This is a genomic window from Serratia sp. (in: enterobacteria), from assembly GCF_051654945.1.
GTDB lineage: Bacteria > Pseudomonadota > Gammaproteobacteria > Enterobacterales > Enterobacteriaceae > Chania.
The window spans coordinates 325,962-347,015 of record NZ_JBOFZA010000091.1 but is presented as its reverse complement, the minus strand read 5'-3'; the positions used below and the strand labels follow the sequence as shown (position 1 = coordinate 347,015).

Genomic DNA, 21,054 nt, shown 5'->3' with positions numbered 1-21,054 from the left:
CAGCAGATAAATATGGCGCTAATCATAACATTAACCCCTAGGGAGGCTGTGAGATGGTGGGCAGAAGTCGGATTAGCGGCTAAAAAAACGGAGCGCGGCAAATGCCTGGCTCCGTTATTCCGTTGCTTTAAGCTGTCGCAGCAGGTTATCTGCTGGCCGTTGGCCGGGTGGTGCTGGAACCGTCAACATAGGCATCTTGTGCCGAGGTTGGTGGCGCAACCACGTCTGGCGCAGTGGAGATCGGTTTACCCAAGGATCCGTTCAGCATCATCAGATCGTTTTCGTTCAGCGTACCGAGCGCCGATTTGATGTTCAACTGGTTGATCAGGTAAGAATAACGCGCATTGGAAAGCTGTTGCTTGGCGTTATACAGCGTGGTTGTCGCATCCAGCACGTCGACGATGGTACGAGTACCGACTTCATAACCGGCTTCGGTGGCATCCAAAGAACTCTGAGCAGAGATCACCGCTTGTTTATAAGCGCTGATGCTGCTGATGGAGGCAGAAACGTTGTTGAAGGAGGAGCGCACGGTTTGCACTACGCTGCGGTGAGCACTTTCCAACTGCTCGCTGGCACCGACGAAGTTGTACTGCGCCTGTTGTACCTGAGAATTGGTGATGCCGCCGTTGTATAGCGGCACACTCACACTGACGCCGATCTGATTCTGGCCAATATCTCTATTGTCTGAAGTACGTGCAGAACCGCTATATCTGTTATTGCTGACGCTGGAAGAAGCGTTCAGATCGACGGTTGGCATATAGCCGGTTTGTGCCGATTTGATCTGCTCACGGGCCAGATCCTGGCTCAGGCGGGCAGACAACAGGCTCAGGTTACGGCTTTCCGCTTCTTTCAACAGATTGTTGACGGCTTCCGGGCGCTTGGTGCTGAATTTGTTGGTATCCAACGAGGCCAGTTCCGGGTAGAAGGTGCCGGTGATCTGGCGCAATACTTCCACCGCGTTATCCAGGTTGTTACGGGCGGTCACTTCGTTGGCCAGCACGGTATCGTAGTTGGCACGGGCGTTCTGCACGTCGGTAATCGCTACCAGGCCCACGTTAAAGCGCTGGGTGGTCTGATCCAAGGTGCGGTAAACCGCCTGTTTATTGGCCTGGGTGTAGGACAGGGCATCGATCGCCTGCAATACGTTGAAATAGGCGGTTGCCGTATCCAGGATCAACTGCTGTGATGAAGTCTGGAAGGTAACGTCGGTGATCCCGGCTGCTTTTTCCTGCAACGTCAGCGCACGCCATTTGGACATGTCAAAGATGGTCTGGGTCAGGCCTAATGAACCTTGGGTCACGTTGCTGTTGGAGTTGTTGGCATCGCGAAAGCCGTTGTTATAGGTATAACCGGCAGACAAGCCAAGCTGTGGCAGCAACGGGCTGCGTGCTTCGTTGATTTTTTCAAACGCCGCATCACGGTCAGCAGCGGTTTTACGCAGATCCGGGTTACTTTCCCTGGCCTGTTTGTAAACCTGCAACAGGTTCTCTGCCTGGCTCATGGTACTGAAGCCTGCGAGGCTCAGACCAATAAGAAGGGGGAGCAGTTTCTTCATTTGCATTCCTTGTTGTGCAGCAATATTGCTATGTTAGCGCTGACGATAGACGAATAGTTGCCAATTCTAGCAGAGTCTGCCGATCGCTGAAGGTGGCTTAATGTGCCATCTCACAGAACTTTTAACTTTGTAGACGTTACGTTGACTTACACTTGTCTATTCGCATCGGCGCTACCTGATATCATGGTTCACAATCTAACACAAAGCGGGTGAAGATAACCCCGCCGTTTCTGTCATCAAATCCCTTTATTTTACCGGCACAATCACACAGGAGAATCCTTAGATGAACCGCTCGCAACCTTCACCCGTTACTTTCGACAAAAATGATGTAGAAATTATTGCACGAGAGACGCGATACCGTGGTTTTTTTTCACTCGATCTCTACCGGTTTCGCCATCGTTTGTTCAACGGTGAGATGAGCGGTGAGGTGACTCGCGAGGTTTTTGAGCGCGGTCATGCGGCGGTGTTGCTACCCTATGATCCCGTCAGGGACGAGGTGGTGTTGGTGGAGCAGTTGCGTATTCCGGCCATCGATAGTTCAGCATCCCCCTGGCTGCTGGAAATGGTTGCAGGTATGATCGAGACGGGAGAAAGCGTTGAGGACGTGTGCCGCCGCGAAGCGTTGGAAGAGGCTGGCGTAGTGGTAGGGCGCTGTAAACCGGTGCTGAGTTATCTGGCTAGCCCCGGCGGCACCAGCGAACGCCTGTCGATTATGGTCGGCGAGGTTGACGCCCTGACGGCCGAAGGGATCCACGGATTGCCCGAAGAACATGAAGATATCCGTGTCCACGTGGTCAGCCGCGAGCAGGCTTACCGCTGGGTTGAAGAAGGCGCGATTGATAATGCCGCATCAGTGATTGCATTGCAGTGGCTGGCGTTGCACCATGAATCGCTTAGAGCAGAATGGGCCAACTAAATGCAAAAGCGCTATACCCCTGACTTCCCTGAAATGATGAGATTGTGTGAAACCAACTTCGCGCAATTGCGGCGTTTGATGCCGCGTAACGACGAAGTCGATGAAACCGTGACTTATCAGGTGAATGGCGCCCATTATCGTCTGACTATTGTTGAATCTACCCGTTACACCACGCTGGTGCAGATTGAGCAGACCGCGCCTGCGGTCAGCTACTGGAGTCTGCCTGCGATGACGGTGCGGCTGTACCACGACGCGATGGTTGCGGAAGTGTGTTCCAGCCAGCAGATCTATCGGTTTAAAGCGCGTTATGATTATCCGAACAAAAAGTTGCATCAACGCGACGAAAAGCATCAAATTAACCAGTTTCTTGCTGATTGGTTGCGCTACTGTTTAGCGCATGGAGCAATGGCGGTTCCGGCTTGTTAGACAGACTGAGTTAACAAAGGACACTATTTGGAAAGCCTGTTTAGACTGCCCGTGGCGAGTGGGGCCAAGGTCAGGATCCTACAAATAACTGATACCCACCTGTTTGCTGGCAAGCATGAGACCTTGCTCGGCATCAATACCTATGCCAGCTATCACGCGGTGCTGGATGCGGTGATCGCGCAGCAGCGCGAGTGTGACCTGATCGTGGCAACCGGCGATCTGGCGCAAGACCATTCCCAGGCGGCATACCGGCACTTTGCCGATGGCATTACCCGTTTACCCGCGCCCTGTGTCTGGCTGCCGGGCAACCACGATTTTCAGCCTGCGATGGTAGACGCGTTGGCCGCCGCCGGAATTTCGCCTTCAAAGCAGGTGCTGCTGGGGGACAACTGGCAGGTACTCTTGCTGGATAGCCAGGTGTTTGGCGTACCGCACGGTGAACTGAGCGACTATCAGCTCGAGTGGATGGAGCGTTGCCTGGAGGCCAATCCAGAGCGTTATACGCTGCTGTTACTGCACCATCATCCGTTGCCTTCCGGCTGCACCTGGCTCGATCAACACAGTCTGCGCAACCCGCATACGCTGGCGGCCATGCTGTGGCGTTACCCGAAAGTGAATACCCTGCTGTGCGGGCATATCCATCAGGAACTGGATCTGGGTTGGCACGGGCGTCGGCTGTTGGCTACGCCGTCTACCTGTGTGCAATTCAAGCCGCACTGCACCAATTTTACTATCGACGACGTTTCCCCAGGTTGGCGCTATCTCGACCTGTTGCCGGATGGCCGGGTGGAAACCCAGGTATTCCGGCTGGAAAACGATGACTTCCGCCCCGACATGGATTCGGATGGCTACTGATGCCTTCAACCTTACTTTACCTGCACGGTTTCAACAGTTCGCCGCTTTCGGCCAAAGCCACGGCTTTCAAAGCCTGGCTGGCGGAACATCACCCCAATATCGACATGCTGGTGCCGCAGCTGCCGCCTTATCCGGCGGAGGCCGCGGAAATGCTGGAAGATATGGTGATGGCGCGGGCGGGCCAGACGATGGGCGTGGTGGGCTCCTCATTGGGGGGGTACTATGCCACCTGGCTCTCGCAGTGTTTTTCCCTGCCAGCGGTAGTGGTAAACCCGGCGGTGAAGCCATATGAGCTGCTGATCGACTATCTCGGGCGCAACGAGAACCCCTACACCGGGCAGCAATATGTGTTAGAGTCACGCCACGTTTATGATCTGAAAGTGATGCAGGTCGATCCCTTGGAGTCGCCGGATTTAATCTGGTTGCTACAGCAAACGGGCGATGAAATTCTCGATTACGGTCAGGCAGTGGCGTATTACGCCGCCTGCCGGCAAACGGTGGAGTCGGGTGGAAACCACGCTTTCGTCGGTTTCGAGCACTACTTCCCCCAGATTGTGGATTTTTTAGGGCTATGACGCCGCGGCAACTTCAGCTATCACAGATATACTGAACAGGCAGCGGGCGATTTCGGCACCTTCCCTCAACCACGAAAAAATAATCAACGATGACTCAATCCAGCTATAACGCTGATGCCATTGAAGTACTCAGCGGTCTAGAACCAGTGCGCCGTCGTCCCGGTATGTATACCGACACGACGCGTCCGAACCACCTCGGTCAAGAGGTGATAGATAACAGCGTCGATGAAGCGTTGGCGGGTCATGCCAAGCGCATCGACGTGATCCTGCACGCCGATCAGTCACTGGAAGTGATCGACGACGGCCGCGGCATGCCGGTGGATATCCACCCTGAAGAAGGCGTACCGGCGGTTGAGTTGATCATGTGTCGTCTGCACGCGGGCGGTAAATTCTCCAATAAAAACTACCAGTTCTCCGGCGGCCTGCACGGCGTGGGGATTTCGGTGGTCAACGCCCTGTCAAAACGGGTGGAAGTCAGCGTCAAGCGCGACGGTAACGTCTATGGCATCGCTTTTGAGAACGGCGACAAGGTGCAGGATCTGGCGGTAACCGGGAGCTGCGGCAAACGCAACACCGGTACCAGCATTCACTTCTGGCCTGACGAGCAGTTCTTCGACAGCCCGCGCTTCTCGGTCTCGCGTCTTTCACACCTGTTGAAAGCCAAAGCGGTGCTGTGCCCCGGCGTTGAAATCTACTTTATCGACAAGCTGAACAATACCGAGCAGCGCTGGTGCTACCAGGACGGCCTGACCGACTACCTGATGGAAGCGGTGAACGGCCTGATCACTCTGCCGGAAAAGGCCTTCGTCGGCAATTTTGCCGGTGATACCGAAGCGGTGGACTGGGCGTTGCTGTGGCTGCCGGAGGGCGGGGAGCTGCTGACGGAAAGCTACGTCAACCTGATCCCGACCATGCAAGGCGGGACACACGTCAACGGTCTGCGCCAAGGGCTGCTGGATGCGATGCGCGAGTTCTGCGAATTCCGCAATATTCTGCCGCGCGGTGTGAAGCTGTCTGCGGAAGATATCTGGGATCGCTGCGCCTACGTGCTGTCGGTGAAAATGCAGGATCCCCAATTCGCTGGCCAGACCAAAGAACGGCTGTCGTCTCGTCAGTGCGCGGCGTTTGTTTCCGGCGTGGTGAAAGATGCCTTCAGCCTGTGGCTGAATCAGAACGTTCAGGCGGCCGAGCAGTTGGCCGAGCTGGCGATCTCCAGTGCCCAACGTCGTCTGCGTGCGGCGAAGAAGGTGGTGCGTAAGAAACTGACCAGCGGGCCTGCGTTACCGGGCAAGCTGGCGGACTGTACCTCGCAGGATCTGAGCATGACCGAACTGTTCCTGGTCGAAGGGGACTCGGCGGGCGGCTCGGCCAAGCAGGCGCGCGATCGCGAATACCAGGCGATCATGCCGCTGAAGGGCAAGATCCTCAACACCTGGGAGGTTTCCTCAGACGAAGTGTTGGCCTCGCAGGAAGTGCATGATATTTCCGTGGCGATCGGCATCGATCCCGACAGCGAAGATCTCAGCCAATTGCGCTACGGCAAAATCTGTATCCTGGCGGATGCGGACTCCGACGGTCTGCACATCGCTACGCTGTTGTGTGCGCTGTTTGTGCGCCACTTCCGTACGCTGGTGAAGGGGGGGCACGTGCACGTTGCCATGCCGCCGTTATACCGTATCGACCTGGGCAAAGAAGTTTATTACGCCCTCGACGAGGAAGAGAAAGCCGGCGTGCTGGAGCAGTTGAAGCGTAAAAAGGGTAAGCCGAACGTACAGCGCTTTAAAGGGCTGGGTGAGATGAACCCGCTGCAACTGCGTGAAACGACGCTCGATCCCAACACGCGCCGTCTGGTGCAGTTGACCATCGATGACGAGAATACCGATCAGACCATGGCCATTATGGACATGCTGTTGGCGAAGAAGCGTTCGGAAGACCGTCGCAACTGGCTGCAAGACAAGGGCGATACCGCCGAGCTTTCCGTCTGATGCCTGTGGGGCCGCAACTGCGGCCCCAAGTTTTTACACTGTGCCATCCCAGGCGCACTGCGTGCTGCGCCCGATAACCCAGGGCGGAATGCATGAAAATTACCCTCGAAGAACTCTTGGCTTATACCTCCGTGATCGACAGCGGTTCAATCACTGCCGCTGCCGAGCAGCTTGGCCAAACCACCTCTGGCATCAGCCGGGCGCTGAGCCGTCTGGAAAAGAAGCTCGATACGACTTTGCTGCGCCGCACTACACGTCGTCTGGAATTGACCGAAGAAGGGCAGAGCTTTTTGGCCCATGCGCGGGAGATTATCAACTCGGTGGAACATGCCGAGGAGCAGATGGCGTTGCGTCGCTTGAACCCGGCGGGCAGGCTGCGGGTCAACGCTGCTGCGCCCTTTATGGAACATGTGATCGTGCCGCTGGTCGCCGGTTTCCGCCAACGTTTCCCACAAATTGAGTTAGAGCTGAACACTGATAACCTGATTATCGATCTGCTGGAGAAGCGCACCGATATCGCCATTCGCATTGGCACATTGCGTGACTCCACCATCCACGCGCGCCTGCTGGGGGCCAGCCAGTTACGTATCCTTGCCAGCCCAGAATATATTGCCCGCCATGGGGTACCACTGAGTGTTGAAGAACTCAGCCACCATAGCCTGCTGGGCTTTACGCAACCCGAATCGCTCAATCTATGGCCACTGCGCCATCGGCAGGCAGAGCACTTTGCCATTACCCCAACGTTGTCGGCTTCCAGCGGTGAAACGCTGCGGCAATTGGCGCTGCGTGGCGAAGGGATCGCGCAACTGGCCGATTTTATGACGCGGGAAGATCTGCGGGAAGGGCGTCTGGTTCAGTTACTGGCGGCCGAAACGCTGGATGTACGGCAGCCGATTAACGCGGTGTATTATCGCAATGCCCAGTTGGCCGCACGTATTACCTGTTTTCTGGACTATGTCAGTGCGCACATTACCGATGCGCAGAGCTTGTAGTTTTGCACGGGAGGGCGGCTGTCTGATGCCCTTATTGCCGGCAATTACCCTACTCAGCTAATAATATTCATCTCTCATTATAACGTTTTATTTTAATTATTCTGGTTACTTTAAAATGGCTGGTAAGTAAAATACCATATTACCTTGCGATATTTAATGTCGTAAGATAATCAACTTACTATCCTTTTTACAATAAAACCATTGGTTAAACGTATTATTTAAATAACATTGATTAATGTAAATTCAACGTGTTAATGTACTAATAATCCGCATGGCGGATAATTCAGTTGGCCATTATTTAATCTCATTTAAATAGACAGTATTTATTTTATAAGTGCGGCTTCGGCATGGCCAATAACCCATTAATAAAAAGGAATTTATTCTGATGAATAAACAAAGCAAACAACTGATTGCCAAACTCAAGCCTATTTGCTTCTTTAGCCTGGTTGCCTGGGGGGCTGTAGCACATGCCGCAATCGCTCCAGCGGCTGTAGGAGGGCCAGCTGTTAATGCCGGAGCCAATGGCAGCACCGTGATAAATATCAATGCGGCGGGTAACGGCGGCGTCTCCCACAATATCTACACGCAGTTTGATGTAGATAAAGGTGGCGTTGTCCTTAACAACAGTGCGGCTAATTCCACCTCGCAGCTTGCCGGTAATATCGCCGGTAACGCCAATCTGGCGGGGGGATCTGCCTCAATCATCCTCAACGAAGTCAATTCCACCAAGGCCAGTCAACTGAACGGCATGATTGAAGTTGCCGGCCAGAAGGCACAGGTTATTGTGGCTAATCCGTCAGGGATCACCTGTAGCGGTTGTGGCTTTATCAACACCGAACGTGCCACCTTAACCACCGGTAAAGCGCAGGTGGCCAATGGCACGCTGCTTGGCTATACCGTGGATAAAGGGACTATCATCATTAACGGCAACGGCCTGAAAACCGGGGATAGCAACTATACCGACGTGATCTCCCGTGCCGTACAGATTAACGCAGACATTCGCGCCAAAGATCTCAAAGTGACCACCGGGCGCAACAACGTGAATGCCGATAATACCCAGATTGGTGAACTGACGCCTGCCGGTGTTGCTCCTACGCTGGCGATTGATGTTGCCAAGCTGGGCGGGATGTATGCCAACAAAATTACCCTGGTAAGCACCGATCGTGGTGTCGGCGTACGTAACGCGGGCACCATTGGCGCTGCGGTCGGTGACGTCCGCATCACGACTGATGGCATCCTGGAGAACAAGGGAACTATCGAGGCTGCAAACGATGTTAATATCGACACCACGCGCGGAAGAAAAGCGGGTAATGGCTATTATTATGCTTATGGGCGTGCGCTAAATAACTCGGCCAACGGCATCATTAAAGCCAAGAACAATATCAATATCGACATTGCCAAAAGTCAGTTGAGTAATGGCGGTGGCACCATCATGACAACGGGGGAAGGTGAGGTTGATGGTAATATTAATATTGTCAGTGCGGGCATTGATAATAAGTATGGCACTATTCAAGGTGTGGGCGTGGTCAATACACGTATTGACCCTTACGCGTATGGCTATATCCGCACGTTGAGCAACTCTGGTGGCGTTATTCATGGCAAAAAAGGCGTCTTATTGTCCTCTTCCACCCTTGATAACACCAATGGCATGATCAATTCTGCCAACGGCGCTGTCGATATCAATACGGCCGGGTATACGTTGACCAACCTTAACGGGACGATCAACGCGGGCAAAGAGCTGAAGCTGAATACCAGTATGCTGAACAACAGCTCAGGGCTGATACAGTCCAAAGAAAACATGACCATCAATACCAATAAACAAACATTGACCAATACCAAAGGAGCGATCCGCGGTAGCAAAAACGTCTACATTAATAGCTCCAGCCTGAATAACACGGCCGGACGCGTATTGGCGGACAATTACCTGGATATCAATACCAATGGCGGCACTATCACCAACGCGGGCCTGACCAAAGGTGCCTATGATGCCGAGTTGTCCAGCGGTTCGGGTGGCATGACGCTGATTGCCAGCACGATCAATAACAGCTATGGCAAGATTACTTCGCAGGGGGATATTGTCACCAATACCTCTACTCTGCTGAAAAATAGCTACAGCCTGATCGACAGTGATAGCAACATCGTTATTACAACCAGAAGCCTTGATAACACCTATGGCTTGATTGAATCGGCTAAAGATACCGTCATTACTGCCACCACGATTGCTAACAGCGCGGGGAGTATCGACGCCGACGCGCAAGCGACCCTGATGCTTTCCGGCAACTACAGCCATTACGGTAACCTGAGCGGTAAGCAAGGGGTCAATATCAACGCGGATAAAGGCTACGTCTATAACTACGGCACTTTGACATCCACCAATGGCCAGACGATGGTGAATACCCGCAGCTTCTACAACCAGCGCGGCGCGGTTGTCACTAGTCCATCAGGGCTGAATTTGGTCCTTGCCACGCCAGGCACCTTCACCAATAGCGGCACGATCCAAGGCCCTATCACCATCACATCGGTTAAGTAATTAGCAGAGCGGCAGCCTCTGGACAGAGGCTGCCTGCCAGAGTGATACCCGCGCTATAAGGATATAGAAATATGCTCGTTCGCTTTTCCGGCTCCGGATTATTGGCATTAATGATTTTCAGCGCTCATGGAGCGGAAAATGTTCAACTGATAGAACAACAGGTAAACCATCAACAGGAGCAGGAAAAGGCGCGTTACCAACAATTAGAAACTCAGGGCAAAGACGTGCGCGCTGCCGGCAGCGATCCGCAAAGTTCCAAGATTGCTTTTCCCGCAGAAGCCAACTGTTTTCAAATCCGTCAGGTGATCCTTGAAAAGGACGGTAGAATTCCTCAGTGGTTACCATTACACAAGTTCACCGTGCAGGCAGAAGATCGCTGCCTGGGGATCGAAGGTATTCGCACGTTAGCCACCGCCATACAGAACAAACTGATTGGTCATGGCTACATTACTACGCGAGTGGTCGTGCCCCGGCAGGACTTGAAAGATGGCGTGCTGACGCTGGTGGTATTGCCCGGCGCTATCGGCAATGTCTCTTTAAGCGCTGACAGCGACAAATACGTCAATCTGCACACCACTTTTCCCGGGCGTTCAGGCGATATTCTGGATCTCCGGGCCATTGAACAGGGTTTGGAGAATATCCAGCGCGTTCCTGGAGCCGACGCTAACGTGATCCTGCGGCCGGGTGAGCATGCCGGAGAAACCGACATTGAAATCCAGCGTACCCAGCCCTCGTCCTGGCGCATCGGCGGGTGGTTTGATGATGCCGGCAGCAAGTATACCGGGCGTTATCAAAGCGGTGTGGCGCTCTATCTGGATAATCCGACTTCAATGAACGATTTGTTCTATGCCTCCGTCGGGCGTGATTTGCACTTTCAAAAGTCGCGTAATGCAAAGAATGGCTCACTGTATTACTCCGTTCCCTACGGTTTCTGGTCGGTGGATATGTATGCCAGCCACAGTGAATATTTACAGAAAATCTCCGGTACCTTGACCGATTTTCAATACCAGGGCAAAAGTGACAACCTGAGCCTCAAAGTGAACCGGTTGCTGTATCGCAATGAAAATCAGAAAACCACGGGCAGCATCCAACTGCTCAAGAACAACTCGCACTACTATTTGAACGATACTGAAATTGAAATTCAGGAGCGCGATGTCACTAACCTGATCGCCAGGCTGAATCACCGGCATTACCTCGGTCAGTCAATTATCGATGCAATGGTGGGCTTTCAGCGCAACATGTCGTGGCTGGGTGCCCAACAACAGGCGGGAACCGGTTCGCAAAGCCGTATTGTCAGCCTTGATGTGAGCGCTTTGATCCCTTTTAGCCTGTTTGGGCAATCCATGAGTTATCAACCACGCTATCAGCAGCAATACAGCCCGGACCGGTTGGCAACGCAGGATCAGTTCAGCATAGGTAACCGCTGGACGGTGCGTGGCTTTGACGGGGAATTCAATCTGTCGGCCAATAAGGGGTATTTCTTACGTAATGATATCAATTTGAACCTGCCTAAGCTGCGGCAACAGCTCTACGCCGGGCTTGATTACGGCAAAGTGACGGGCAACAGCAACAACTTTACTCAGGGCCATCTGGCAGGTGGCGTTATTGGTGTCAGAGGTGGGGCAGGTGTGGTCAGCTATGATGCTTTTGTTGGCGTGCCTATCGCCAAACCGGATAATTTCGTCACCAGCCCGGTGAGTCTGGGGTTCACCGTTCAGTGGCAGTTTTGATCGAATATCTACCAGGGAATAGCTGCAGGTAATCGTGCAACAGGTGGGGATGACGCAGAACGCCGACACGCCGTAAACCCGTCCATGGGGGCTCGCAATCGCGCATCCATGCGCTCAACGGTCGTCTAACCTGCATCATCCCCACCTGCCTCAGGCTTTAGGTGTCGCGGTATTAAGGGCCGCCGTTCAGGCGTTATTCAACACGTAAATCGTGGTATCCAGCACGCTGTCCTTGATGATTTCACGATGCTTGAGCATGTGATCCATTTGCAAGTGCTGTTCCAGATGCGCCTGGCTCTGCCATTTCTCCAGCATAAAGATGGAGTCTGGCGAACGCTTCTGCCACGGTGCCTGGGTAACGGCGTCGATCATCGGCTGATAGCCGCCACAGCCTTCTTCTGCCAACACCGCTGGCAACAGTTGCTCAATCGCTTTCAGTACGCTTTCACGATGGCCCGGTCTGGTTCTGATTTCTGCAATTACGGTGATCATTATGGCCTCATTGGTTCACAGCATGATGGATAAAACCCATCACAGTTAAGCAAAGACTTCGCCCAGATGCGCGCGCAAACGTGCGATATCGCTGGCGATATCCGGTTGTTTGATCACGTCGTTACAGATAAAGGTCGGCAGCGCTTCCATTCCCAGGAACTGGTTGGCTTTATGGAAGTGCAGATAAACGCCGTCTACGCCCACGCCGTGGAAGAACTGGTCTGGATCGGTAAAGGCTTCCAGTGGCGCGTTCCAGGTCAGGCTCAGCATGTAGGTTTTACCCTGAAGCAGCCCGCCGGAACCGTATTTTTTGCTGGCATCGGAGCGGGTGCGGCCATCGCTGGCATACAGGGTGCCGTGGCCTGCGGTAAACACTTCATCGATATATTTTTTCAGGATCCAGGGTTCGCCCATCCACCAGCCTGGCATCTGGTAAATCACCGTATCGGCCCACAGATATTTCTGCACTTCGGCGTCGATATCATAACCGTCATCGACGACGGTAACCTGCACATCGTGCTTGGCATCGCGCAGGAAACTTTCCGCTACGTCGCTCAGGGTCTGGTTCAGTTCACCGTTGGAGTGGCCGAATTGCTTCTTGGCGTTGATAATCAGGATATTGCTCATGGAGGTAAGGCTCCTGTCAGAATTTAAAATGTATGGCCGAAGTGCGTAAGCCATATCGCTGAAATGGAGTGTAATCCTTCCTGAAGCTGGGAGAAATGCGATCTGGCGCACAACAGTGTTGACTGCGAGTCAACAAAACCGCTGGCCAATGGCTGAATTTCGCATAAACCAGCAAGTTTGCCCGCATCAGGGGGCGATCCATGCAGCATCTGTGACAGCCACCCCGCAGATGAGTTACTATCGCGGGCAGAATCGACCCTTTGTCGTCTGAGGATATCTGAGTAATGAGCGAACTGACTCATGACGGTGTTGAGCGTCTACCGCTGCACACATTCACTGAAAACGCCTATCTGAACTATTCCATGTACGTCATCATGGATCGGGCGCTGCCGTATATCGGCGATGGTTTAAAGCCGGTTCAGCGTCGCATCATCTATGCCATGTCGGAACTGGGGCTTAGCAATAACGCCAAATTCAAAAAATCTGCCCGTACGGTTGGTGACGTGCTGGGTAAATATCATCCGCATGGTGATAGCGCCTGTTACGAAGCGATGGTGCTGATGGCGCAACCCTTCTCTTACCGCTACCCGCTGGTGGATGGCCAAGGGAACTGGGGGGCACCGGATGATCCTAAATCTTTCGCTGCGATGCGTTATACCGAATCGCGCCTGTCGAAATACGCCGAAGTGCTGCTGGGTGAACTGGGCCAGGGCACCACGGACTGGGTGCCTAACTTTGACGGCACCATGCAAGAACCGAAAATGCTGCCTGCGCGTTTGCCGAACATCCTGCTCAACGGGACGACCGGCATCGCGGTAGGGATGGCAACGGATATTCCACCGCATAACGTGCGTGAAGTGGCCGCCGCAGCGGTAGCCCTGATCGACAAACCGGGCTCCTCGCTCGACGATCTGCTGGAATTTGTGCAGGGGCCGGACTTCCCGACGGAAGCGGAAATTATTACCCCGCGCGACGAGATCCGCAAAATTTACCAGAATGGCCGTGGCTCGGTACGCATGCGTGCCATCTGGAAGAAAGAAGACGGCAGCGCGGTGATCACCGCCTTGCCGCACCAGGTTTCCGGTGCCAAGGTACTGGAGCAAATCGCCAGCCAGATGCGCGCCAAAAAGCTGCCGATGGTGGAAGACCTGCGCGATGAGTCCGACCACGAGAACCCGACCCGTCTGGTGATCGTGCCGCGCTCGAACCGTATCGATCTGGATCAGGTGATGAATCACCTGTTTGCCACCACCGATCTGGAGCGCAGCTACCGCATCAACATGAACATGATCGGTCTGGACAACCGCCCGCAGGTCAAAGGGCTGGTGGAGATCCTCTCCGAATGGCTGGTCTTCCGCCGTGATACGGTGCGCCGCCGCCTGAATTACCGCCTGGAAAAAGTGCTCAAGCGGCTGCACATTCTGGAAGGTTTGCTGGTTGCATTCCTCAACATCGACGAAGTGATCCACATCATTCGCAGCGAAGATGAGCCGAAGCCGGTATTGATGCAGCGGTTTGGCATTTCCGATACCCAGTCTGAAGCGATCCTCGAACTGAAGCTGCGCCATTTGGCCAAGCTGGAAGAAGTGAAGATCCGTGGTGAGCAGGATGAACTGGCAAAAGAGCGCGATCATCTGCAAGCGCTGCTGGCGTCCGAGCGCAAGCTGAATAACCTGATCAAGAAAGAAATTCAGGCCGATGCCCAGGCCTATGGCGACGATCGTCGTTCACCGTTGACCGAACGTGAAGAAGCCAAGGCGATGAGCGAGCACGACTTTGTGCCTTCTGAGCCGGTCACCATCGTGCTGTCTCAAATGGGCTGGGTACGTAGCGCCAAGGGCCACGATATCGATCCGAGCGGCCTGAGCTACAAGGCTGGGGATAGCTTCCTCGCCGCTGCGCGCGGCAAGACCAACCAGCCGGTGGTGTTTATCGACTCGACTGGCCGCAGCTATGCACTCGATCCGCTGACGTTGCCTTCGGCACGTGGTCAGGGTGAACCGTTAACCGGTAAGCTGACGCCGCCGCCGGGTGCCACCATCGAGCAGGTGCTGATGGCAGCCGACGATCAGAAGCTGCTGATGGCTTCCGATGCGGGCTACGGCTTCGTATGTACCTTCAACGATCTGGTTGCTCGCAACCGCGCGGGTAAGGTGATGATCACCCTGCCGGACAACGCCAAGGCACTGCCGCCGATGGAAATCCACGGCAGTGACGATATGCTGCTGTCGATCAGCACCGCAGGCCGTATGCTGATGTTCCCGGTCGCCGATCTGCCACAGCTGTCGAAGGGCAAGGGCAACAAGATTATCTCGATACCGTCGGCGCAGGCTGCCAGCGGTGAAGATAAGCTGGCCTGGCTGTTCGTACTGCCGCCGCAGACCTCGATCACTCTGCATGTGGGCAAGCGCAAACTGAAACTGCGCCCGGAAGATTTGCAGAAGTTCCGCGCCGAGCGGGGCCGTAAAGGCACCTTGCTACCGCGTGGTTTGCAACGTATCGATCGGGTTGAGGTGGATATGCCAGAGCGCGAATCGTTGGGCGACAGCGAAGAGTAAGCTATTGCATGATCCCGAATGGGCGCAAAAAATTGCGCCCACTTTTTTTATTTTTATCTATTATTTCAATCTATTAATTTTTCCGGCTATAAATTTATTGTGCCGATCGCTGGCTGGCGGGAAAATAGAGAACTTAGCAGTAGCGCGGTGTGGTTTCGCCTGTGCTGCTCATACAAAAAGAAATCTTCCCGACCGCTCTGCGCTTGGGTTGGCAGTGTGCTAATGAGGTTGTTATGTTATTGATATTACGTGCGATCATTGTCACGATCTATTGCCTTTTGGTGAGTTTTTTCGGTTCGCTTTACTGCTTGTTCAGCCCGCGTAATCCCCGCCATGTCGCGACCTTTGGTCATCTGTTTGGCCGCCTGTCGACCGTGTTCGGCATCAAGCTTGAACTCCGTAAGCCTGCTGACGCGGACAATAACGGCAAGTGCATTTACATTGCCAACCATCAGAACAACTACGATATGGTAACGGCCTCCAATGCGGTACAGCCGCGCACCGTGACCGTGGGTAAAAAAAGCCTGGTGTGGATCCCGTTCTTTGGCCAACTTTACTGGCTGACCGGCAACCTGCTGATCGACCGGGATAACCGCGCTAAAGCCCACGGCACCATTGCCCAGGTGGTTGATGCCCTCAAGCAACAAGACATCTCGATCTGGATGTTCCCGGAAGGAACCCGCAGCCGTGGCCGTGGCCTGATGCCGTTTAAAACCGGTGCGTTCCACGCGGCGATCTCAGCCGGTGTGCCGATTGTGCCGATCTGCGTTTCCTCCACCAACGAGGTTAAGCTGAACCGTTGGAATAACGGCCACGTGATTGTCGAGATCCTGGAGCCGGTCGATACCAGCAACTACAGTAAAGAGCAGGTACGTGAGCTGGCGGCCCATTGCCGCGAGTTGATGAAGGCGAAGATTGACCAGTTGGATGCCGAAGTAGCCCAACTTAACGCCGCCAAAAAATAACATAGGTATACCCGTCGTCTTTCAAGCTGCAGCGTTGTTACCTGCACTTGTTCACCCCAGTCACTTACCCAAAAGTAAGCTCCTGGGGATGAACAAGCTTGTCGCCTAGCTGCAACTTGAAATCCATAGGGTATAAGGTTCGATATTTTCATACGGCGTCACGCCGTTTATGCCCCGCTTTGGCGGGGCTTTGCACACGGTTTAGCTTTGTTTTCATGGAGAAGATATGTCACTCAGTCGACGTCAGTTTATTCAGGCATCGGGCTTGGCGCTGTGCGCAGGAACCGTGCCGCTGAGAGCTGAAGCGAGCGGGATGCCAACTCCGTTACCGATCCCGCCACTGCTGGAATCCCGCCGTGGACAGCCGCTGTTTTTAACCCTGCAACGTGCCCATTGGGCCTTTATGGACAACCGTAAAGCGTCCGTCTGGGGCGTCAATGGCATGTATCTGGGGCCGACGGTGCGGGTCTACAACGGTGACGACGTCAAACTGATCTACAGCAACCGCCTGACCGAGCCGGTATCGATGACCGTCAGCGGGCTGCAGGTGCCGGGTACCCTGATGGGCGGTGCGCCGCGCATGATGTCGCCTAACGTTGACTGGTCGCCGGTGATCCCGATCCGTCAGGCGGCGGCAACGTGTTGGTATCACGCCAACACGCCGAACCGGATGGCGCCCCATGTCTACAACGGCCTGGCCGGCCTATGGCTGGTCGAGGATGAAATCAGTAAAAATCTGCCGCTGCCGAACCATTATGGCGTCGATGATTTCCCGCTGATCATTCAGGACAAGCGCCTGGATAACTTCGGCACGCCGGAATACGATCCTCCGGCGCAGGGCGGATTTATTGGCGACACGCTATTGGTTAACGGCGTGCAGAACCCGTTTATCGAAGTCTCACGCGGCTGGGTGCGTCTGCGCCTGCTGAACGCCTCAAACTCACGGCGCTATTCGTTGCAGTTGAGCGATGGGCGGCCGATCAACGTGATCGCCAGCGATCAGGGGTTCCTGCCTGCGCCGGTTGCGGTACAGCAACTTTCTCTGGCTCCGGGCGAACGCCGCGAAGTGCTGATCGACATGTCGCAGGGGGCTGAGGTTACCCTCACCGCCGGCGAAGCGGCAGGGATCATGGATCGTCTGCGCGGCCTGTTTGAGCCTTCCAGCATGCTGGTGTCCACCCAGGTACTGACGTTGAAACCGACTGGGTTGTTACCGTTGGTTACCGACAATCTGCCAATGCGCCTGCTGGCGGATCAACTGCTGGATGGTAACGTCAGCCGTACGCGTGAATTCCGGCTGGGGGACAAGATGGCTGGGGTCAACGGTGCCATCTGGGATATGAACCGCATCGACGTACAAACCATGCAAGGTACCTGGGAGCGCTGGAATATCCATGCCGACACCCCGCAGGCGTTCCACATTCAGGGCGTGCAGTTCCTGGTGAAGCGCGTCAACGGCGCGCAGCCGATGGCAGAAGATCGCGGCTGGAAGGATACCGTCTGGGTTGATGGTGACGTGGAACTGCTGGTGTATTTCAACCAGGTTTCCTCGGAGCACTTCCCGTTCCTGTTCTACAGCCAGACGCTGGAAATGGCCGATCGCGGATCGACCGGCCAGTTTGTGGTCCAGGCTTCCGCTTAAGTCGCTCCGGGCGTGCGCAGCATTTTCAGGAACGCCTTCACCACCGGCGTGGCACTTTCGGCGTGATAGATCGCATAGAGATCCGCCGAAGGGGCCGCCTGCAACGGGCAGAAACGTACACCGGGCCACGGGATGCGCCCATAGCTGTCCGGCAGTAGCGTAATGCCGAAACCTTCCGCTACCAGCGCCATCAAGGTTTGCGGTTCATTGACCTGATGAACAATGTCCGGCGCAAAGCCATGTTGCAGACACAGGTTGTGCAGATAAAGCCCCAGGCTGGCCTCGTTGGGCGGCAGCACGATAAATTTGTCATGTTCCAGGGCCTGTAGTTGGATCGCTTCCCCCGTTGCCAGTGGATGCTCCGTCGGCAGTACCACCGAGATTTTCTCCCGCGCCAACAGTTGGCAGGCTAACCCTGGCAGCGCCTGTTGTTTGGCTTCACGCCAGACCCCGATATCGATATGCCGTTTCTGCAACGAAATGATTTGCTGGCTGGGAGTCTGTTCATTCAGCGTCCAGGTGACCTTTTCCTCCTGACCGGTAAAGCGTTTCAGTGCCGGGATCAAACCGCCCCAGACCGAAGTGCCTACCATACCGATCACCATATGGCCGGCTTCCCCACGGCCCAGTTGCTGCACCTGATTGAGGGCATTGCCTGCCTGATCCAGCAACATCTCGACGTTATGAAACAGCGTGCGGCCGGCCTGCGTCAGCGCCATCGAGCGGGTGGTACGCTTGAATAACTCCACCCCCAGTTGGTTTTCCAGCTCTTTGATATGCTTGCTGAGCGGCGGTTGGGACATGTTCAGCCGCTGTGCGGCCTGGGTAAAGTTCATCTCCTCCGCCACCACGCGGAAATAGTGCAGGAGACGAAAGTTGATCCGGCTAGGGTCGGGTAGTGGCTTTTTCATGGTTTTTCGGGCCTCCCGATGCAGGGTATTTATAGGTAAACAGAATAAATCAGCGGGCAACAATGTATTGGCCGCCACCCTCTGTCGCTCTCTACTATGGGGATTAACCCCCTACAGAAGAGAATACTATGTTTAATCAAGACGATGCTTTTTCTTGTGCCGATGTGCTGCGAACCAGACTACCAGGCTTTCAACCTCGCGCCGCATTGATTCTGGGATCTGGACTGGGAGCGCTGGCAGACGTAATGACCGACGCCGTGACCATCGACTATACCGAACTGCCGGGTTTCCCGGTGAGCGGCGTAGTGGGCCACGCAGGGCAACTGGTGGCGGGCTGGCTGGAAGGCGTGCCGGTGCTGTGCATGAAAGGGCGTGGGCATTTCTACGAAGGCCGTGGCATGCAGGTGATGACCACCGCCGTGCGCACCTTCAAACTGCTGGGCTGTGAGTTCCTGCTGGCGACCAACGCCGCCGGTTCACTGCGCAAATCGGTAGCGCCGGGCAGCCTGGTTGCGTTGACTGACCACATCAACTTTATGCCGGAATCCCCGCTGGTGGGGGCCAACGACGAGCGTTTTGGTCCACGCTTCTTCAGCCTGGCCAACGCCTACGATCGCGATCTGCGTGCGCAACTGGCGGCAGTTGCGGCCAAGGCTGGTATTCCATTGGCCGAAGGGGTGTTTGCGGCCTACACCGGCCCGAACTTCGAAACGCCTGCCGAGATCCGCATGATGCAGACGCTGGGCTGCGATGTGGTGGGGATGTCGATCGTGCCCGAAGTGCTTTCGGCGCGTCACTGCGGCCTGAAAGTGCTGGTGGTGTCGGCGATGACCAACTATGCCGAAGGGTTATCTGATACGCCGCTTTCCCATGAGCAGACGCTGAGCTGTGCCGCGCTGGCCGCAGATGACTTTATGCGCCTGATCCGCGAGTTCTTCAAAACGCTGTGATCCTTATTTCCATCCGACTACCCCGCGGCAAGCCCTACCTTGCCGCGTAAATCACAACAATAGGTGATGGTAATGGCAATAAAAACACGATTGAAGGTGATGGTTTTTCTCCAGTTCTTTATCTGGGGCGCCTGGCTGGTGACGTTAGGTTCTTACATGATCAACACCCTGCACTTCAGCGGAGCGCAGGTTGGCATGGTGTACAGTTCGAAGGGGATCGCCGCGCTGATCATGCCAAGCCTGGCCGGGATCATTGCCGATCGCTGGATCAAGGCCAACCATCTGTATGGCCTGTGTCATCTGCTGGGGGCCGTGGCGTTGTACTACGCCGCGCAGGTCGATCAGCCGATGGTGATGTTCTGGGTGATGTTGTTCAACGCGATGGTCTATATGCCGACCATGGCGCTTTCCAACGCCATTTCTTACTTCTGCCTGGAAAAACACGGCTTTGATACGGTCAAGGATTTCCCGCCGGTGCGGGTCTATGGCACGGTGGGTTTTATTCTGGCAATGTGGCTGATTAGCTTTAGCCGTATTGAACTGAGCAATATGCAGCTGTACCTGGCTTCGGCGGTGTCGCTGCTGTTGGCGGTTTACTCCCTGACGCTGCCAAACTGCCCGACCAACAAGGTGAAACGTTCGCAAAGCTGGGTCAGCCTGTTGGGGCTGGATGCGTTTGTGTTGTTCAAGCAAAAGCGTATGGCGGTGTTTTTCCTGTTCGCCATGCTGCTGGGCGCGGCGCTGCAAATCACCAACACCTTCGGCAATCCGTTCCTGCACGATTTCTCGCTTAACCCGCTGTATCAGGACAGCCTGAGCGTGCGCTATCCTTCGGTGCTGCTCTCTCTGTCGCAAATCTCAGAGGTGTTTTTCATCCTCACCATTCCGTTCTTCCTGCGTAGATACGGTATCAAGCAGGTGATGCTGATCAGCATGGCGGCCTGGACGCTGCGCTTCCTGTTCCTGGCTTACGGCACGCCTGCCGGGTTCGGCTTCCTGCTGTTACTGCTGTCGATGATTGTTTACGGCTGTGCGTTTGATTTCTTTAATATCTCCGGTGCCATCTTTGTGGAAAAGGAAACCGACCACCGCATCCGCGCCAGTGCCCAGGGGCTGTTTATGACCATGGTCAACGGTATTGGAGCTTACGTCGGAGCCATCGCCAGCGGCAAGGTCGTAGACTTCTTCACCGATAATGGCGTAAAGGATTGGCAGAGTATCTGGCTGGTGTTTGCCGCCTATACGTTGGTGTTGGGAGTGATTTTTGCCCTGTCGTTCAACTATCAACATCGTCCGGAAGAGATGAACGGCGATTTGCAGAAAGCGCATTAAGGGGAGGTTCAGG

The 21,054-nt window shown here is 54.8% G+C and carries 17 protein-coding genes; 13 read left to right on the top strand and 4 right to left on the bottom strand.

Annotated features, from left to right (window positions below):
* Positions 1-145: 145 nt before the first annotated feature.
* Entirely contained in the window at positions 146-1,555 is a 1,410-nt protein-coding gene (gene tolC / locus ACRDCA_RS22370; protein ID WP_438691488.1) for an outer membrane channel protein TolC, read from the bottom strand.
* 283 nt (positions 1,556-1,838) lie between these two features.
* Between tolC and nudF the strand changes: the two genes are divergently transcribed.
* The 8 genes from nudF to ACRDCA_RS22330 all read left to right on the top strand — a co-directional run bounded on the left by nudF (position 1,839) and on the right by ACRDCA_RS22330 (position 11,564).
* On the top strand, positions 1,839-2,471 hold the full coding sequence (nudF, locus tag ACRDCA_RS22365) for an ADP-ribose diphosphatase (protein ID WP_438691487.1): 633 nt from the start codon (positions 1,839-1,841) through the stop codon (positions 2,469-2,471).
* Positions 2,472-2,897: a DUF1249 family protein gene (locus tag ACRDCA_RS22360; RefSeq protein WP_021179514.1), complete on the top strand. Its 426-nt coding sequence runs from the start codon at positions 2,472-2,474 to the stop codon at positions 2,895-2,897.
* 27 nt (positions 2,898-2,924) lie between these two features.
* Positions 2,925-3,752, top strand: a complete 828-nt coding sequence (gene cpdA / locus ACRDCA_RS22355) for a 3',5'-cyclic-AMP phosphodiesterase (protein WP_438691486.1) — start codon at positions 2,925-2,927, stop codon at positions 3,750-3,752.
* Complete coding sequence (yqiA, locus tag ACRDCA_RS22350) at positions 3,752-4,327, top strand: esterase YqiA (protein ID WP_438691485.1); 576 nt, start codon at positions 3,752-3,754, stop codon at positions 4,325-4,327. The genes cpdA and yqiA overlap by 1 nt, the downstream gene beginning before the upstream one ends.
* Before the next feature lie 89 nt (positions 4,328-4,416).
* On the top strand, positions 4,417-6,312 hold the full coding sequence (parE, locus tag ACRDCA_RS22345; RefSeq protein WP_438691484.1) for a DNA topoisomerase IV subunit B: 1,896 nt from the start codon (positions 4,417-4,419) through the stop codon (positions 6,310-6,312).
* Between the two features lie 92 nt (positions 6,313-6,404).
* Entirely contained in the window at positions 6,405-7,304 is a 900-nt protein-coding gene (locus ACRDCA_RS22340) for a LysR substrate-binding domain-containing protein (RefSeq protein ID WP_438691483.1), read from the top strand.
* A 385-nt stretch (positions 7,305-7,689) separates the two neighbouring features.
* On the top strand, positions 7,690-9,834 hold the full coding sequence (locus tag ACRDCA_RS22335) for a two-partner secretion domain-containing protein (protein WP_438691482.1): 2,145 nt from the start codon (positions 7,690-7,692) through the stop codon (positions 9,832-9,834).
* Between the two features lie 71 nt (positions 9,835-9,905).
* On the top strand, positions 9,906-11,564 hold the full coding sequence (locus ACRDCA_RS22330) for a ShlB/FhaC/HecB family hemolysin secretion/activation protein (protein ID WP_438691481.1): 1,659 nt from the start codon (positions 9,906-9,908) through the stop codon (positions 11,562-11,564).
* A gap of 186 nt (positions 11,565-11,750) precedes the next feature.
* Here ACRDCA_RS22330 and ACRDCA_RS22325 read toward each other — a convergent pair whose 3' ends face one another.
* Together ACRDCA_RS22325 and ACRDCA_RS22320 are read right to left on the bottom strand one after the other, a co-directional pair.
* Positions 11,751-12,056 (bottom strand): putative quinol monooxygenase, encoded by a 306-nt coding sequence (locus ACRDCA_RS22325; RefSeq protein ID WP_438691480.1) that lies wholly within the window; start codon positions 12,054-12,056, stop codon positions 11,751-11,753.
* 45 nt (positions 12,057-12,101) lie between these two features.
* Positions 12,102-12,683 carry an NAD(P)H-dependent oxidoreductase gene (locus ACRDCA_RS22320; RefSeq protein ID WP_025119932.1) on the bottom strand — a complete coding sequence of 194 codons (582 nt, stop codon included), beginning with the start codon at positions 12,681-12,683 and terminating at the stop codon, positions 12,102-12,104.
* A gap of 284 nt (positions 12,684-12,967) precedes the next feature.
* On the opposite strand from ACRDCA_RS22320, the gene parC reads away from it, so the two are divergent.
* The 3 genes from parC (at position 12,968) to ftsP (ending at position 17,848) form a co-directional block, all read left to right on the top strand.
* Positions 12,968-15,241, top strand: coding sequence for a DNA topoisomerase IV subunit A (gene parC, locus ACRDCA_RS22315; protein WP_438691479.1), 2,274 nt, complete (start codon positions 12,968-12,970; stop codon positions 15,239-15,241).
* A gap of 233 nt (positions 15,242-15,474) precedes the next feature.
* Positions 15,475-16,206 (top strand): 1-acylglycerol-3-phosphate O-acyltransferase, encoded by a 732-nt coding sequence (locus tag ACRDCA_RS22310; protein ID WP_438691478.1) that lies wholly within the window; start codon positions 15,475-15,477, stop codon positions 16,204-16,206.
* 226 nt (positions 16,207-16,432) lie between these two features.
* Positions 16,433-17,848 (top strand): cell division protein FtsP, encoded by a 1,416-nt coding sequence (gene ftsP, locus ACRDCA_RS22305; protein WP_438691477.1) that lies wholly within the window; start codon positions 16,433-16,435, stop codon positions 17,846-17,848.
* Here ftsP and ACRDCA_RS22300 read toward each other — a convergent pair.
* The gene (locus tag ACRDCA_RS22300; RefSeq protein WP_438691476.1) at positions 17,845-18,759 is read right to left on the bottom strand and encodes a LysR family transcriptional regulator; all 915 of its coding nucleotides are present in this window, start codon (positions 18,757-18,759) and stop codon (positions 17,845-17,847) included. The genes ftsP and ACRDCA_RS22300 overlap by 4 nt on opposite strands.
* A 128-nt stretch (positions 18,760-18,887) precedes the next feature.
* On the opposite strand from ACRDCA_RS22300, the gene xapA reads away from it, so the two are divergent.
* Both xapA and ACRDCA_RS22290 read left to right on the top strand, forming a co-directional pair.
* Positions 18,888-19,709, top strand: a complete 822-nt coding sequence (gene xapA / locus ACRDCA_RS22295; protein WP_024529143.1) for a xanthosine phosphorylase — start codon at positions 18,888-18,890, stop codon at positions 19,707-19,709.
* Between the two features lie 72 nt (positions 19,710-19,781).
* Positions 19,782-21,041: a nucleoside permease gene (locus tag ACRDCA_RS22290; RefSeq protein WP_438691475.1), complete on the top strand. Its 1,260-nt coding sequence runs from the start codon at positions 19,782-19,784 to the stop codon at positions 21,039-21,041.
* Positions 21,042-21,054 lie beyond the last annotated feature (13 nt).

What these genes read in the sequence shown, in the direction of transcription:
- tolC (WP_438691488.1), bottom strand. Translation starts at nt 1,555, where the DNA reads ATGAAGAAACTGCTCCCCCTTCTTATTGGTCTGAGCCTCGCAGGCTTC.
- nudF (WP_438691487.1), top strand. Translation starts at nt 1,839, where the DNA reads ATGAACCGCTCGCAACCTTCACCCGTTACTTTCGACAAAAATGATGTA.
- ACRDCA_RS22360 (WP_021179514.1), top strand. Translation starts at nt 2,472, where the DNA reads ATGCAAAAGCGCTATACCCCTGACTTCCCTGAAATGATGAGATTGTGT.
- yqiA (WP_438691485.1), top strand. Translation starts at nt 3,752, where the DNA reads ATGCCTTCAACCTTACTTTACCTGCACGGTTTCAACAGTTCGCCGCTT.
- parE (WP_438691484.1), top strand. Translation starts at nt 4,417, where the DNA reads ATGACTCAATCCAGCTATAACGCTGATGCCATTGAAGTACTCAGCGGT.
- ACRDCA_RS22340 (WP_438691483.1), top strand. Translation starts at nt 6,405, where the DNA reads ATGAAAATTACCCTCGAAGAACTCTTGGCTTATACCTCCGTGATCGAC.
- ACRDCA_RS22335 (WP_438691482.1), top strand. Translation starts at nt 7,690, where the DNA reads ATGAATAAACAAAGCAAACAACTGATTGCCAAACTCAAGCCTATTTGC.
- ACRDCA_RS22330 (WP_438691481.1), top strand. Translation starts at nt 9,906, where the DNA reads ATGCTCGTTCGCTTTTCCGGCTCCGGATTATTGGCATTAATGATTTTC.
- ACRDCA_RS22325 (WP_438691480.1), bottom strand. Translation starts at nt 12,056, where the DNA reads ATGATCACCGTAATTGCAGAAATCAGAACCAGACCGGGCCATCGTGAA.
- ACRDCA_RS22320 (WP_025119932.1), bottom strand. Translation starts at nt 12,683, where the DNA reads ATGAGCAATATCCTGATTATCAACGCCAAGAAGCAATTCGGCCACTCC.
- parC (WP_438691479.1), top strand. Translation starts at nt 12,968, where the DNA reads ATGAGCGAACTGACTCATGACGGTGTTGAGCGTCTACCGCTGCACACA.
- ACRDCA_RS22310 (WP_438691478.1), top strand. Translation starts at nt 15,475, where the DNA reads ATGTTATTGATATTACGTGCGATCATTGTCACGATCTATTGCCTTTTG.
- ftsP (WP_438691477.1), top strand. Translation starts at nt 16,433, where the DNA reads ATGTCACTCAGTCGACGTCAGTTTATTCAGGCATCGGGCTTGGCGCTG.
- ACRDCA_RS22300 (WP_438691476.1), bottom strand. Translation starts at nt 18,759, where the DNA reads ATGAAAAAGCCACTACCCGACCCTAGCCGGATCAACTTTCGTCTCCTG.
- xapA (WP_024529143.1), top strand. Translation starts at nt 18,888, where the DNA reads ATGTTTAATCAAGACGATGCTTTTTCTTGTGCCGATGTGCTGCGAACC.
- ACRDCA_RS22290 (WP_438691475.1), top strand. Translation starts at nt 19,782, where the DNA reads ATGGCAATAAAAACACGATTGAAGGTGATGGTTTTTCTCCAGTTCTTT.